Annotated in this window: 14 protein-coding genes; 10 read left to right on the forward strand and 4 right to left on the reverse strand. The window is 68.4% G+C overall.

Annotation, left to right across the window (positions count from 1 at the left end; translation table 11 throughout):
- Window positions 1-15: 15 nt before the first annotated feature.
- The 3 genes from C8P69_RS12220 (at window position 16) to C8P69_RS12230 (ending at window position 2627) form a co-directional block, all read left to right on the forward strand.
- The gene (locus C8P69_RS12220) at window positions 16-840 is read left to right on the forward strand and encodes an ABC transporter substrate-binding protein (protein ID WP_108177450.1); all 825 of its coding nucleotides are present in this window, start codon (window positions 16-18) and stop codon (window positions 838-840) included.
- Window positions 827-1717, forward strand: coding sequence for a polysaccharide deacetylase family protein (locus C8P69_RS12225; protein ID WP_108177452.1), 891 nt, complete (start codon window positions 827-829; stop codon window positions 1715-1717). The genes C8P69_RS12220 and C8P69_RS12225 overlap by 14 nt, the downstream gene beginning before the upstream one ends.
- 70 nt (window positions 1718-1787) lie before the next feature.
- Window positions 1788-2627, forward strand: coding sequence for an ABC transporter substrate-binding protein (locus C8P69_RS12230; protein ID WP_108177454.1), 840 nt, complete (start codon window positions 1788-1790; stop codon window positions 2625-2627).
- Window positions 2628-2650: 23 nt separating this feature from the next.
- On the opposite strand, the gene C8P69_RS12235 is transcribed toward C8P69_RS12230, so the two are convergent.
- On the reverse strand, window positions 2651-3727 hold the full coding sequence (locus tag C8P69_RS12235) for a DNA topoisomerase IB (RefSeq protein ID WP_170118222.1): 1077 nt from the start codon (window positions 3725-3727) through the stop codon (window positions 2651-2653).
- A gap of 154 nt (window positions 3728-3881) precedes the next feature.
- Here C8P69_RS12235 and C8P69_RS23510 point away from each other — a divergent pair, with 154 nt between their 5' ends.
- A complete protein-coding gene (locus tag C8P69_RS23510; protein WP_146167324.1) occupies window positions 3882-4100 on the forward strand; it encodes a hypothetical protein in 219 nt (72 codons plus the stop codon).
- Window positions 4100-6604: a DNA ligase D gene (gene ligD / locus C8P69_RS12240; RefSeq protein WP_108177458.1), complete on the forward strand. Its 2505-nt coding sequence runs from the start codon at window positions 4100-4102 to the stop codon at window positions 6602-6604. The genes C8P69_RS23510 and ligD overlap by 1 nt, the downstream gene beginning before the upstream one ends.
- A 1-nt stretch (window position 6605) precedes the next feature.
- Here ligD and ku (C8P69_RS12245) read toward each other — a convergent pair whose 3' ends face one another.
- Complete coding sequence (gene ku, locus C8P69_RS12245; protein ID WP_108177459.1) at window positions 6606-7559, reverse strand: non-homologous end joining protein Ku; 954 nt, start codon at window positions 7557-7559, stop codon at window positions 6606-6608.
- 100 nt (window positions 7560-7659) lie between these two features.
- Between ku (C8P69_RS12245) and ku (C8P69_RS12250) the strand changes: the two genes are divergently transcribed.
- The 3 genes from ku (C8P69_RS12250) (at window position 7660) to C8P69_RS12260 (ending at window position 9513) form a co-directional block, all read left to right on the forward strand.
- Window positions 7660-8508 carry a non-homologous end joining protein Ku gene (gene ku / locus C8P69_RS12250; protein ID WP_108177461.1) on the forward strand — a complete coding sequence of 283 codons (849 nt, stop codon included), beginning with the start codon at window positions 7660-7662 and terminating at the stop codon, window positions 8506-8508.
- A 61-nt stretch (window positions 8509-8569) separates the two neighbouring features.
- Window positions 8570-8953: a hypothetical protein gene (locus C8P69_RS12255; protein ID WP_108177463.1), complete on the forward strand. Its 384-nt coding sequence runs from the start codon at window positions 8570-8572 to the stop codon at window positions 8951-8953.
- Between the two features lie 14 nt (window positions 8954-8967).
- Complete coding sequence (locus C8P69_RS12260) at window positions 8968-9513, forward strand: general stress protein (RefSeq protein ID WP_108177465.1); 546 nt, start codon at window positions 8968-8970, stop codon at window positions 9511-9513.
- Between the two features lie 83 nt (window positions 9514-9596).
- Here the strand turns inward: C8P69_RS12260 and C8P69_RS12265 are convergent, their stop codons facing one another.
- Complete coding sequence (locus tag C8P69_RS12265) at window positions 9597-10349, reverse strand: Crp/Fnr family transcriptional regulator (RefSeq protein WP_108177467.1); 753 nt, start codon at window positions 10347-10349, stop codon at window positions 9597-9599.
- 104 nt (window positions 10350-10453) lie between these two features.
- Between C8P69_RS12265 and C8P69_RS12270 the strand changes: the two genes are divergently transcribed.
- Window positions 10454-11020: a DNA-3-methyladenine glycosylase gene (locus C8P69_RS12270; protein ID WP_211353817.1), complete on the forward strand. Its 567-nt coding sequence runs from the start codon at window positions 10454-10456 to the stop codon at window positions 11018-11020.
- Window positions 11021-11355: 335 nt separating this feature from the next.
- Here C8P69_RS12270 and C8P69_RS23515 read toward each other — a convergent pair whose 3' ends face one another.
- Window positions 11356-11694 (reverse strand): hypothetical protein, encoded by a 339-nt coding sequence (locus C8P69_RS23515; RefSeq protein ID WP_146167325.1) that lies wholly within the window; start codon window positions 11692-11694, stop codon window positions 11356-11358.
- A gap of 370 nt (window positions 11695-12064) precedes the next feature.
- On the opposite strand from C8P69_RS23515, the gene C8P69_RS12275 reads away from it, so the two are divergent.
- A partial coding sequence (locus tag C8P69_RS12275; protein ID WP_146167326.1) for an IS1182 family transposase occupies window positions 12065-13209 on the forward strand: 1145 nt, incomplete at its 3' end.

Genomic DNA, 13209 nt, shown 5'->3' on the forward strand with positions numbered 1-13209 from the left:
AGCCGGAGCCCGCCCATGCTGAAACGCCTGATGCTCACCGCCGCGCTCTGCCTCGCCGCCGGCACGGCGATCGCCCAGGAGCTCCCCGCCGCCATCAAGCAGCGCGGGACGCTGATCGCCGCCGTCATCCCGAACTACCCGCCGCTGGAGATGAAGAACCCGCAGACGGGCGAGCTGACCGGCTTCGACATCGAGCTCGGCAATGCCATCGCCGCGAAGCTCGGCATCCGGATGCAGTGGCAGGAGACGAGCTTCGAGCAGATGCTCTCCGCCGTCCGCACCGGCCGCGTCGACATCATCCTCTCCGGCATGAGCGACCTGCCCTCGCGCCACGAGACCGCGACCTTCATCAACTACATCCGGTCCGGCACGCAGTTCTTCACCCAGCATTCCCGCGCCGCGGAGTTCCCGACCCGCGAGTCGCTCTGCGGCAAGGCGGTCGGCGCCTCGCGCCGCACCTCGCTCCCCACCGAGATCAAGGCCTTCTCGGATGCCGAATGCGTCGCGAAAGGCCGGCCCGAGATCCGCATCGTCGGCACCGAGGGTTCGGCCGATGCCCGCACCCAGCTCCGCCAGGGCCGCATCGACGCCGCCATGCAGGGCTCGGAAACCCTGCCCTACATCATGGGCCTCGAGCCCAACACCTACGCCCTGATCGGCGAGCCCACCCGCTACACGCTCATGGGCATCGCCACGGCGCGCGAGGCCGAGGACCTGCGCCAGGCCATTGTCGGCGCGCTCAAGGGCCTTATCGCCGACGGCACCTACCGGCAGCTTCTCGTGAAATGGCAGCTGCAGCCGTCCGAACTCACGGAGATCACCATCAATGCCGGTCGCTAGCCTCGACGCCCTGCCGCTCCTGCCCGCCAACCGGGCGCCGCTCTCGCCGGTCTATCCCTGGCCGAACGGCAACAAGGCGGCGGTCTTCCTGTCCTTCGACGTCGATGCCGAATCCGCCTGGACCGCGAAGGACCCGAACCATTACGAGCGCCTCGTCACCATGTCCTATGGCGGCTTCGAGGCCCGCGTCGGCATCCCGAAGCTCCTGGAAATGCTGCGCCAGCAGGAGCTGAAGGCAACCTTCTTCATCACCGGCTGGGCCATCGAGGCGCACACCGCCGCCTGCGAGGCGATCCTCAAGGACGGCCATGAGATCGGCCATCACGGCTTCCACCACCTGATGCCCGACCCCGGCGCGCCGCATATCGTCGAGGAGATGGACAAGGGCCTCGACAGCCTGAAGCGGCGCCTCGGCGTGGTGCCGGTCGGCTACCGCGCGCCGCTCGGCGAAAGCTGCGAGGAACTCCGCGTGCTTCTGAAGAAGCACGGCTTTCTCTATTCGTCATCCTGGCGCGACGACGTCCGTCCCTATCGCCAGGTCCTCGCCGACGGCACGCCGGGCGTCATCGAGCTGCCGGCGACAATGACCTTCGACGACTGGATGTACGGCCTCACCCACCGCTACTCGCCGCGGCCGCTCTTTCCCCGCGAGCACGTCCTGTCGATCTGGAACGACGAGCTGGCGGAGACCCGCGAATGGGGCGGCCTCATCACCACCGTCCTCCATCCGCAGGTCTCGGGCCGGCCGATGCGACTCAAGCTGCTTCGCGAGTTCCTCGAACACGTGAAGAGCTATGGCGACGTATGGATCGCCACCGGCGCCGAGATCGCCGGCCATTTCGCCGCCTGCGAGGCGGCCGACGCCAAGGCGGCGTGAGCGAACGGGAAGCGGGCCGCGTCGCTGCGACCGGCCCGCATGCAGTCGTCAACACCGGGGGACCCGAGCCATGAGCATCCGCACCAGCCTTCTCGCCGCCGGCCTGGCGCTGGCGGCCACCGCGGCCGCCGCCCAGCAGCCGATCCCCCTCCCCGATGCCATCAGGTCGGCCGGCGTCGTCCGCATCGGCATCGAGGCCACCTATCCGCCCATGGCCTACAAGGACCCGGCCACCAACGAGCGGCGGGGCTTCAATGTCGACCTCGTCACGGAGATCGCCCGGGTGCTGGGCCTGCGGATCCAGTGGGAGGAGATGGCCTTCGCGCAGCTGATCCCGGCGCTCACCACCAACCGGATCGACTTCTCGGGCTCGTCCATGACCGACCTGCCCTCGCGGCGCGACCGGCTGTCCTTCGTCGACTATGTCTCCACCGGCCCGCAGATCTTCGCCATGACCGCCCAGTCAGGTGACATCAACCAGCCGACCGACCTCTGCGGCAAGGCCATCGCGACCCCGCGGACGACGGCCTATTTCCCGACCCTCCAGGCCTGGAGCCAGGCGAACTGCGTGGCGCAGGGCCGGCCCGCCATCACCGTGGTGGGGACCGAGGGCGCCACCGCGACCCGCACCGACCTGCGGCAGAACCGCGTCCAGGCGGCGGTCCTCGGCGCGGAATATGTCGTCTATCTCGGCCAGCAGGAGCCCGGCGCCATCAAGGCCATCGGCACACCCATCGGCCGCAACCTGTCCGGCCTCGCCTTTCCGAAAGAGTCGACCGTGCTGCGCGATGCGGTGGCCGCCGCCCTCGACCGGCTCATCGCCGACGGCACCTACATGGCGCTCCTGAAGAAGCACGGCCTGGAGGCCCAGGCCCTCGCCCGCGCCGAGATCGACGCCGGCCAGCCCTGATCGCCCGCGCGCTGAACACACGCCTAGGGCGTTGCCGCAAACCCCGCCTCCAGGGTCGTTCGGGCGGCCCGGCGGGGTGTCCGCTGCAGCGCCTCCGCCTCCCCGGCGAGGATGGCGAGCAAGGTGCGCTCGGCGGCGGTGAGACGAGGCGCGAGGTCGGCGGAGTGCCGCATTCGCCCGCCGCGGCGGAACAGCAATCCCGCCTCGTGGGCGGATAGGACCTTCGGATGCACATAGGAGGCGCGGCAGACGGCCGGCGTATTGCCGAGCCGCTGCGCCACGGCCCGCACGGCGCTCGCCTGCTGGCGGCGACGGTGGCGCTCGTTGTCCGCCGGGGGCGCCAGCGACAGCGCGAGCGTGCACAGGACGCTTCCGCCCCACGTGCGGAACTCCTTGGCGCTCACCGGCTCGCCCGCGACCTCCCGGAGATAGGCATTCACGTCCTCCGAGGAGATGGTCCGCGGCACGCCATCGGCATCGCGATACTGGAAGAGGTGCTGGCCCGGCAGGTCCTGGCAGCGCTTCACCACCTGTCCGACCCGCCTGTCGGCAACAGCGAGGCTCCAGTCCTTGCCGCTCTTGCCGGTGAAGGTGAAGCGCACCGTCTCGCCCCGCACGCACACGTGGCGGCTGCGCAGGGTGGACAGCCCGAAGCTGCCATTGGTCCGCGCATATGTCTCGTTGCCGATGCGGATGAGCGTGCGGTCGAGCAAATAGACCACCGTCGCCAGCACCTTCTCGCGGGTCAGGCCGGGACGGTCGAGGTCGCGCAGGATCTGGCGGCGCAGGCGCGGCAGTACCTTGGCGAAGGCGGTCAGCCGATCGAACTTCTCGGCCTCGCGATGGGCGCGAAAATCCGCGTGGTAGATGTATTGGCGCCGGCCCTTCTCGTCGCGGCCGACGGCCTGGATGTGGCCGCGCGGATCGGGCGCGATCCACACGTCCCGCCAGGCCGGCGGGATGACCAGAGCTCGGATGCGCTCCAGCATGGCGGGATCGGTGAGGCGGCGACCCCTGGCGTCCCGATAGGCGAAGCCGCGGCCATGGCGCTGGCGGGAGAAACCCGGCGCAGCCGTGTCGGCGAAAACAATATGGCTCATGGAGAAAGGTCCCGCAGCGGGTGTCGCGCCTTGCAGCGGAAAGAACCGGCTGCCGTTGCGGCGGGTTCCGCGGAACGGCCCCCGTCCCTGTGATGGAACGGCCCGGAGCGGCGCCGCGTTTCTGCTGCGACCAATCCACAGCCGAGGAACGACCATGGACGCACGCGACAGGCTCATCATCGCTCTCGCCGCCCAGCTCCGCGCCGAGCGGGAGACGCGGCGCACCTTCGCCGACGCGGTGCGCGGCGGGCTCTCCCGCGAGGTGCTGACGGCCATCCTCGAGGACCCGGTGCCGGCCATCACCCAGATCGACCTTGCGGCGGCGGATGCGGCCGCGGCCGCCTCGCGGCCAACCATCTTCCGCGCCGCCTGATGGCGAGGGCGGGCGCTGCGGGTAAGCTCGCGCCCTACAGGGCGAAGCGCGACTTTGCGAAGACGGCGGAGCCCTCCGGCACCAAGGCGGGCAAGGCACCGAAAACGGCACAGGGCGGAGTTTTCGTCGTCCACAAGCACGCCGCCCGCCGCCTCCACTACGACCTGCGGCTGGAGCATGACGGCGTGCTGTGGAGCTGGGCGGTGACGCGAGGGCCCAGCCTCGACCCCGACGACAAGCGCCTCGCCGTCCATGTCGAGGATCACCCGCTGGATTATGGACACTTCGAGGGGACGATCCCGAAGGGCGAATATGGTGCCGGTTCCGTCATCGTCTGGGACCGGGGCACGTGGAGACCCGATGGCGATCCCGCCCGCGGCATGGCAAAGGGCCATCTGTCCTTCGCGCTGGACGGCGCGAAGCTGAAGGGCGCCTGGCACCTCGTGCGCCTCAAACGCAGGCCGGGCGATGCCAAGGACAACTGGCTGCTGATCAAGGTGAAGGACGGCGAGGCCTCCGACCGCGACATCCTCGCGGAGGAACCAGCCTCGGTCGATAGCGGCCGGACCATCGAGGACATCGAAAAGGGCGTCGTGCCGAAGCGCCCGGCGGCATCGCCCGCCAAGGCCAGACCCGCAAGATCCGCACGCAAGACGAGGTCGGCCAAGGCAGCCCCACTGGCGTTCATCCCGCCCTGCCTCGCCTCGCTGCGCGCCGAGCCGCCCGAAGGCGCGGACTGGGTCCACGAGGTGAAGTTCGACGGCTACCGCGTCCAGGCCCTGGTGGAGGGCGGCACCGCCCGCCTCCTGACCCGCACCGGGCTCGACTGGACGGCGCGGTTCGGCACCACGCTCGCCAAGGCCGTGGCCGCCCTGCCCTACGACGACGCCATCATCGACGGCGAGATCGTCGCGCTGGACGCGTCCGGCGTCTCCTCCTTCGCCGCGTTGCAGGAGGCCCTGTCGGAGGGCAAGCGGCAGGATCTCGTGCTCTACGCCTTCGACCTCCTGCGCCTCGACGGCGAGGACCTCGCCGCAGAGCCGCTGCTCGCCCGCAAGGAGCGGCTCCATCACCTGATCGGTGACAGCACCGGCGGGCCCTTGCGCTACAGCGAGCATTTCGAGGCGGCCGGCGACATCATGCTCGCCCATGCCTGCCGCATGGGGCTCGAAGGCGTCATCTCCAAGCGCGCCGACGCGCCCTATCGCAGCGGGCGCAGCGGCGACTGGCTGAAGGCCAAATGCACCCGCTCGCAGGAATTCGCCATTCTCGGCTACCTGCCCTCGACCGCCCGGCGCGACGGCATCGGCTCGCTCGTCGTCGGCTTTCGCGAGGGCGGCGAATGGCGTCATGCCGGCCGGGTCGGCACCGGCTACACCGCGGCCATCGCCCGCGACCTCAAGCGCAAGCTCGATCCGCTGAAGGCCAAGCATGCCCCCTTCACCGGCAAGGCGGCGCGGGACCGGCAGGTGGTCTGGGTCGAGCCGGTGCTCGCCGCCGAGGTGGAGTATCGCACCTGGACGGCGGACGGCCTGCTGCGCCAGGCTGCGTTCAAGGGGCTGCGTGAGGACAAGCCTGCCACCGAGATCGTGCGGGAGGTGCCTGTGGCCAAGGCGGGCAAGCCGAAGGACCGGAGCACCAGGGCGCCCCCCAGCCCCAGGATCGCGCGCTCCAGCCTTTCGCTCTCCAATCCCGACAAGGTGCTCTGGCCTGATGCAGGCCTCACCAAGGCCGGCCTCCTCGCCCATTACGAGAGCGTCTTCCACCGCATGGCGCCGCTGGTCCTGAACCGGCCGCTGAGCCTCCTGCGCGCCCCCGACGGCATCGCCCGTCACAGCTTCTTCCAGAAGAACGCCTCGCCCGGCATGGGCGAAGCTGTCCACGTGCTGAAAGCGCGCAAGAGCGAGGGCCTGCTCTTTGTCGAGGACATCGACGGCATTGCCGCGCTCGTCCAGCTCGGGGTGGTGGAGATCCACACCTGGGGATCGACCATCGACGCCGTCGAGACACCCGACCAAGTGATCTTCGACCTGGATCCCGGTGAGGGCGTCGGGCTGGAGGCGGTGCGGCGCGGCGCCCTCGCGGTGCGCGACCATCTCGCCGCAATCGGCCTGGCGAGCTTCCCGAAACTCTCCGGCGGCAAGGGCTTCCACGTCACCGTGCCGCTGGTGCCGAAGGCCGGATGGGACGAGGTGAAGACCTTCGCCCGCGACTTCGCCCGCGCCATGGCGGCGACAGAACCCAAGGCCTACACGGCGACGCTCGCCAAGAAGGCGCGGCGCGGCAAGATCTTCATTGACTATCTGCGCAATGGGCGTGGCGCGACAGCAGTCTGCGCCTACTCGACCAGAGCCCGCACAGGCGCGCCGTTCGCGGCGCCCGTCTCCTGGGCGGATGTCGAGGACGGGATCGCCCCCAACGCCTTCACGGTCGGGATGGCATTGCCGGCCACGGACCCCTGGACCGGCTTCAGGGACGCCGCGCAGCCGCTCAAAACCGGCTGAGCTAGCTCTTCTTGCCCTTGGCCGGCGACCTCGCCTTGGCACCGCCTCTCGTCTTGGCCCCGCCTTTCGCCTTGGACCGTGCGCGGGGCTTGGGCGTGTCCGTGGCGCGGGCTGTCCTGGCCCCTCCCCTTGCCGAGGGCCCCTCATCCGGCGATCCCGACTTCGACGATCCGCCGGAGGAGCCGAGGCTCTTCCTCAAGGCGGCGAAGAGATCGACGACGTTGTCGCCGCCCTTCTCCTCGGCCGCAGCGCTCTTCTTCGTCCGCCGCGCCTTCTTGGAGGCGATGAGCTTGAGAAGCTCGTTCTGCACCGGGTCCTGGACGAGCTTAGGGCTCCATTTGCGCGTCCGGTCGTCGATCATGGCCCTGGCATGGGCAAGCACCTTCGCGGCGGGCTTCACAGCCGCGATCCCCTCGAAATAGGCGTCCTTGCCGCGCACCTCGTCGCCATAGCGCAGCGTCCAGACGATGATGCCCTTGCCCCGCGGCTCCAGCATCACCGCGCGCTCGCGGCGATAGAGCACGAGGCGCGAGATGCCGACGACCTTCGAGGCGGCCATGGCCTCGCGGATGACCACGAAAGCCTCCTCTCCCACCGTATCGTTCGGCACGAGGAAATGCGGCTTGTCGAGATAGATCCAGGGGATGGTCCGCCGCGGCACGAAACGGTCGATGTCGATGGTGCGGGTGGTGTCGAGTGCGACATCGTCCAGCTCCTCGTCCTCGAGGATCACGACCTTGTCTTCGCCCTGGGCATAGCCCCGCGCCTGATCGTCATCCGCCACGGGCTTGCCGGTCTCGGCATCGACATAGCGGCTCTCGACGCGGTTGCCGGTCGCCCGGTTGACGGTGTGGAAGCGCAACTTCTCGCTCGCCGTCGTCGCCGGGCTCATCGCCACCGGGCAAGTGACGAGCGACAGCTTCAGATAGCCCTTCCAGAACGACCTGTCGGCCATGGCGCCCTCCTCCAAACCCTCGCCATCAATGCGGGGCGCGACACCAGGGTTCCGGAACAGCGCGGCATGCCCTGCGTTCCCCGGCTTTGGAGGACTGGCGATGGCGGGCGCGCGGGCGAACTGGAAGGGCTTCCTGACCATCGGCGAGATCGCCTGTCCCGTGGCGCTCTATACGGCCGCCTCGACCAGCGAGCGCATCGCCTTTCACATGATCAACCGGAAAACCGGCAACCGCGTCCATCGCATCTTTGTCGATCCCCAGACGGGAAAGGAGGTGGACCGGGCCGACCAGGTGAAGGGCTATGCGCTCGACGACAGCCGCTTCGTGATGCTGGAGCCGGACGAGATCGCCAAGGCGGTCCCGGACAGCGACAAGCGGCTGGCCGTGGACGGCTTCATCCCCTGCGACCAGGTCGACACGCTCTATTTCGACCGGCCCTACTACCTCACCCCCGCCGACAAGGGCGGCCTCGAGGCCTTTTCGGTGATCCGCGATGCCATGCAGGCCGCCTCCGTCGCGGCGCTCGCCCGCGCCGTGCTGTTCCGCCGGGTGCGATCGCTGCTGATCCGGCCGGACGCGCGGGGCCTCATCGCCCACACGCTGAACTACGACTACGAGGTGCGCGCCGCGGGCGAGGCCTTCGAGGACCTGCCCGACATCCGGATCCAGAAGAACATGCTGGAGCTCGCGAGGCACATCGTCGAGACCAAGAAGGGCGAATTCGACCCCGCTGGCTTCGACGATCGCTACGAGGCGGCCGTGGCGGACCTCGTCCGGGCGAAGCTTGCCGGCAAGCCGCTGAAGCGCGCGGCGAAGAAGGCTCCTGCCCCCGTCATCGATCTCATGGCGGCACTGCGGGAAAGCGCCGGGCTCGTGGCGGGAACGGGCACCGCCGGGCCGAAGCGCAAGACTGCGCCGCGCAAGTCCGGCACGAAACGGGCGGCCTGACAGATAGGAACGGGGCTTCCGGCCCCGGGTTCTTCAGGTCCTTTCACACGGAGGACCATCCATGAAGATCCCGCTCGTTCTGGCGGCCCTGACGCTCGGTGCCGCATCGGCGCTGGCCCAGACCACCCCGGCCCAGACCCCTGCGCAGACTGCACCCGCTCCGACCGCGCCCGCGCAGAACGCCCCCTCCGCCACCAATCCGGCAAACCGCAACGGCCAGACCGGCAATGCCGAGACCCGCCGCGCGGTGAATTCCGCGGCGCTGGAGAACGGCGCCAACAGCTTCACCGAGGGCCAGGCGACCGAACGGCTGCGCGAGGCAGGCATCTCCAACGTCACCGGCCTCACCAAGGACGACAACGGCATCTGGCGTGGCCGTGGCCAGTGGCAGGGCCGATCGGTGGAGGTCGGTCTCGACTTCCGCGGCAACATCCAGGCGCGCTGAAGGAGCTGATCGCCATGACCCATTCCGTCACCGCCATTTTCGACACCTATGAGGCGGCCTCCCGTGCCGTCGAACGCGTCCGCCGCGAAGGCATCCAGGATCGCGACATCTCCGTCATGTCCAACGACACCACCGCCGACCGCTCGCGCTACGGCGACTATGCCCACGAGAGCGAAGGCGCCAGCGGCGCCGCCACCGGCGCCGGCATGGGCGCGATCGCCGGCGGCGCAGCCGGCCTTCTCGCCGGCGCGGGCCTTCTCGCCATTCCGGGCCTTGGCCCGGTGGTCGCGGCCGGCTGGCTGGCTGCGACGCTGGTCGGCGCTGGCGCCGGCACGGCGGCAGGCGGCCTGGTCGGCGCCCTGGTCGGGGCCGGCCTGCCCGAGGACGAGGCCCATGGCTATGCCGAGGGCCTGCGCCGCGGCGGCACGGTCGTGACCGTCCGTGTCGAGGACCGCGATGCCGCCAATGTCCGCCGGGCGCTCAACGAGGGCTCCTACGACGTTGCCGCCCGGTCCCAGGCCTGGCGCAACGAAGGCTGGGAAGGCCGCACCTCGTTCTGACGCTTGAACCATGCATGGCGCCCGCCGGACGGCTCACGCCCTCCGGCGGGCCTTGTCGTTGGGGAGAGAGGGTGTCCGAGACGTCAGCTGGTCGGCTCGAAGGAGGCGGAGGCGAACAGCTCCGCGTCGAATTCGGCGAAGCGCATGAGCGCCGGCAGGTCGGGCAGCACCATCTGGCCCTTTTGCCAGCTGATCAGCCGCAGCGCCCGCAATCCCTGCACCGCCCGGTTGGCGTGGACGGCGGAGATGCCGAGGATGTCGGCCAGTTCGTACTGGACGATGGGGAAATCGAAACCCTTGTCGTCGGCAAGCCCGACCGCCCGCAGCCGCACCGTCAGTTCGCAGATGAGATGGGCGAGGCGCCGCGAGGCCGATCGGCGCCCCATCGACACGATCCAGGCCCGCTGCAACAGGCCTTCCATCGCCAGCGTGTACCAGATGTGCCGGTTGACCACGGCGAAGCGCTCGGCGGCATCGGCGAGCGCGGCATGGGGGATATAGGCGACACGGCAATAGGTGAGCGCGACGATGTCCTGGTCGGGGCGCGGCAGCGCCATGCCATAGACATCCATGATGTCGCCCGGCACGCGCACGCTGGTATATTGCCGCCCGGCATGGGTGAACTGCGAGCCGGCGGCGAAGCCCTCCACCAGAAGGGCGCAATGGCTGGGATGATCCTGCTGTTCGATGATCGGCTTGCCGCGCTCGAACCTGCGCGTCGCCGAGGGCAGCGCCAGAATGGCGCGCTGCGCCGCCTCGCTCAGCGGCCCGTTGCGCGCGATCGCGGTCAGCAGGATGTCATCCCGCTTGGCTTCGATGTGTTTCCTCGTCTCCACGGTGTTGCGCCCCGCAACCGGTTCTTGGGTGCCCCTCCAACGTCGCGGCCATGTCGCAGTTCCCGCCTGTCCTTGCGGAACGCTCGGGCCGAGGGGGCGGCATCATGACGGTACTGGCGGAAGGCGACCTGATGGGGGACGCAGTGGCCGTGGCGGCGCGGCTCATCGGGGCTTTGTTCAGCCTCGACGGCGTCGGCGGCATCATCGTCGAGACCGAAGCCTATTGTCGGGACGATCCGGCATCCCACAGCTTCCGCGGACCGGGCAGGTCCAACGCGACCATGTTCGGCCCGGCCGGCGCCATCTACGTCTACCGCTCCTACGGCCTGCACTGGTGCGCCAACATCGTGACGGAGCCGGGCGCCGCGGTGCTCATCCGCGCCCTGGAGCCGACGATGGGTATGACCGTCATGGCGGAGCGGCGACGCACCGGTGAGCCTCGCCTTCTGTGTTCCGGCCCCGGTCGCCTCACCGAGGCTCTCGGCATCACCGGTGCGCATGACGGCGCGAGCATCCTCGCCCCTCCGTTCCGGCTCGACCTCCCGCAGGCGCGCGCGACGATCCAGACCGGACCGCGCATCGGCATCAGCCGCGCCGTCGATCGGCCCTGGCGCTTCGGCCTTGCCGGAAGCCGCTTCCTCAGCCGCCCCTTTCCCCGTGAAAGGAACTGAAGGCCGGCGCCGGGATTGTCGGGCTGTGGGGTGGCGGCAGCCGGACATCCGCGCGCGGCGCCAAAATGCGCGAATCAGATGACGCCATGAACTCGCAGGGTCAACAGTACCGATGGCCCGGCATCGCTACGCTTTGGAGCGTGATAAAGGTCCACGCCCCATGCATTCGTGGCTCATGCGTCCAAAATAATTTCGCCTTCTAACTCTTGTTATTGTGGACGACGTCGGACCTGCGACGGTCGCGCCATGACCCGTACAACAACACGACATGATTGGCTTGGTACGTTGCTGGTCGGACGAGATCCCGCACCCAAGCTGCAAGTCGGCGAGTGGGTTCAGGTTCGGTCGGGCGGAAAGCCGATGCGGCTGATGCGGATCGAGGAGAACGGCGATGCCGTCTGCCAGCTCGGCGAGCGAATCTTCACGATCCCAGAGCCGCTCTTGCGCCCCTTGGGGGAAAAGCCCCTGCGGCGCGGGCGCAAGCCCGGCGTCAGCCCGCAGAAGCGCAGCAACGACGCGCCATCCGACCGGGACTGACCCCGCACAATCTGTTTCATCAGCGGCCGCGTGACGCCCATCGTGGCGGGCAACGCCTGAGCTGTATCCTGTTTGGGCTCGGCCTTGGCGGTGGTCCACGGTGACCGCGAGCACCGTTGATCCGCGGCCAGCGCCATGAGCCCTGCAAAACCCGAAAATACTGGGAATCTTCAGGTGGGATGGTGGGGGAAGCAGGAGTGCGAATATCGCAGCTTGCCAATGGCTTATGTCGATGGTGCGAGCGTTAAAGTACCTTTGAACCGCTTGAAGAACTTTTTCTGACGCTCTTACCGCGGCCCCCGGCCATCGGACTGTTCAGGGTGGCTGGGCAACCAGATGCCGGCTGTCCAACACACCCTTTTTTGCCGAGCCAACTCAAACGTGAATGCTGCTTCGGCGACACGAAACGAGTTCATCTAGCCCAATCGTTCGACGTCACGTTCTGGGCCGAGGCTGTGTGGAAACCCGCGCTGTGATATCCTTTGACAGCTGGTTCGGAGGTGCCGGATGGGACGTTTTGTCGAGGCGTCTGATCGCCACCAGCCTTCGCTTCTACCTCCATGCCTCGAAGATTATGTCGGCCCGGACAATCCGGTTCGGGTGATCGACGCCTTCGTGGATGAGCTTGATCTGGGAGCGCTAGGCTTCACGCGCGTCCATCCTGCGGCGACGGGACGGCCGGGTTACGCGCCCGGCATGATGCTGAAGCTCTACATCTATGGCTACGTGCACCAACTGACGTCGAGCCGGAAACTGGAGCGGGAAGCGGGCCGCAATGTCGAGCTGATGTGGCTGACGGGGAAGCTGGCTCCCGACTTCAAAACGATCGCGGACTTCCGGCACAACAATGCGCTCGCGATCAAGCAGGCGTGCCAGAGGTTCATCGCGGTCTGTCGAGCACTTGGCCTTGTCGGCGGCAGTGTCGTTGCAATCGATGGGTCGAAGTTCCGGGCTGTGAACACCCATGAGAGGAACTTCACAAAGGCTAAGCTCGCCCGCCGCAAGGCGCATGTGGAAGAGAGCATCGAGCAATACATGGCGGACCTCGATGCTGCGGATCGGGCAGATGCGGCTCCGCCTGCTGCCAAGATGGAGCGCCTGAAGGAGCGGCTCGCCTTGCTGCGCGGTCGCCTCGTTGAACTGGAGGAGATCGGCCGGCAGCTTGAGACCGCTCCTGACGGCCAGCTCTCACTCACCGACGCGGACGCCCGTGCCATGGCGACGGCCAACGATCGCCGCGGTGTGGTGGGGTACAACATGCAAACGGCCGTGGACGCCCGGCATCATCTGGTGGTCGCACATGAACTGACCAACAAGGGGAGCGACCGCTCGCAGTTGCTGCCGATGGCCACTGCGGCCAAGATCGAGACAGAGGCTGAAAGCCTAACGGTGCTCGCCGACCGCGGTTACTACGAGGGCTGGCAACTACGCGCCTGCGACGAGGCAGGCATCACGGCACTGGTGCCGAAACCTGACACCTCACCAGCTCGCGCCCGCGGGCTGTGGGCGAAGGACGACTTCACCTACCGGCCCGATACCGACACGTATCGTTGCCCTATGGGCGAGGAGTTGCCGAACCGCTTCTCCCGGGAAGAGGACGGGAAGATCTTGCACTTCTACTTCAACCAAAAAGCCTGCCAAGGCTGCTCATC

This window comes from Phreatobacter oligotrophus (assembly GCF_003046185.1).
Classification (GTDB): domain Bacteria; phylum Pseudomonadota; class Alphaproteobacteria; order Rhizobiales; family Phreatobacteraceae; genus Phreatobacter; species Phreatobacter oligotrophus.